The sequence below is a fragment of the Paenibacillus sp. F024 genome (assembly GCF_057814255.1).
Genome location: NZ_JBVASZ010000091.1, coordinates 1 through 925 on the forward strand (window position 1 = coordinate 1; position 925 = coordinate 925).

Here is a 925-nt window from a genome sequence, read left to right on the forward strand (position 1 = left end):
TTTCGATTCGTTTGGTGATGATGGCGGAAGGGAACCACGCGTACCCATACCGAACACGACCGTTAAGCCTTCCAGCGTCGATGGTACTTGGACCGCAGGGTCCTGGGAGAGTAGAACGTCGCCAAGCGAATCCGCTTTGAGCGGATTTTCAATTTGATATGAGGGCCCTTAGCTCAGCTGGTTAGAGCGCACCCCTGATAAGGGTGAGGTCGGTGGTTCGAGTCCACTAGGGCCCACCATCCAACTTTATAAGTTGCCTGTATGGGGCCATAGCTCAGCTGGGAGAGCGCCTGCCTTGCAAGCAGGAGGTCAGCGGTTCGATCCCGCTTGGCTCCACCATCAAAAGTTTGTTCCTTGAAAACTGGATATCGAAACAAAGCAATAAATGCTGAATCATCCTTAGATCTTTTGATCTTGATTACGTGGAGTTATATGTTTTTTTAAATATATAACGAAGCATTGGTTAAGCTAATAAGAGCACACGGAGGATGCCTAGGCACCAGGAGCCGATGAAGGACGTGGCGAACGACGAAATGCCTCGGGGAGCCGTAAGCAGGCTTTGATCCGGGGATGTCCGAATGGGGGAACCCGCGTATCGTAATTGATACGTACTCACTACTGAATACATAGGTAGTGTAGAGGCAGACGAGGGGAACTGAAACATCTAAGTACCCTCAGGAAAAGAAAACAAAAGTGATTCCGTCAGTAGCGGCGAGCGAAAGCGGATTAGCCCAAACCAGGGGGCTTGCTCCCTGGGGTTGTGGGACGTCAAGGTGGGTTGAGCAGCGTAGGCGAAGCGGTCTGGAAAGGCCGGCCAAAGAAGGTAACAGCCCTGTAGCTGAAAGGCTGCGAAAGCCCTAGACGGATCCCGAGTACCGCGAGACACGTGAAACCTCGTGGGAATCCGGCAGGACCATCTGCCAAG

General features: G+C 52.3%; 2 tRNA genes and 2 rRNA genes. All 4 read left to right on the forward strand.

The annotated features are described in order from the left end of the window. Positions 1 to 10: 10 nt before the first annotated feature. Positions 11 to 127, forward strand: a 5S ribosomal RNA gene (rrf, locus tag ACZYR9_RS27490). Positions 128 to 162: 35 nt separating this feature from the next. Continuing rightward, positions 163 to 239 (forward strand) — tRNA-Ile (locus ACZYR9_RS27495). A gap of 24 nt (positions 240 to 263) precedes the next feature. Continuing rightward, positions 264 to 339: transfer RNA gene (locus tag ACZYR9_RS27500), tRNA-Ala, on the forward strand. 122 nt (positions 340 to 461) lie between these two features. Then, a 23S ribosomal RNA gene (locus tag ACZYR9_RS27505) occupies positions 462 to 925 on the forward strand; the annotation flags it as partial.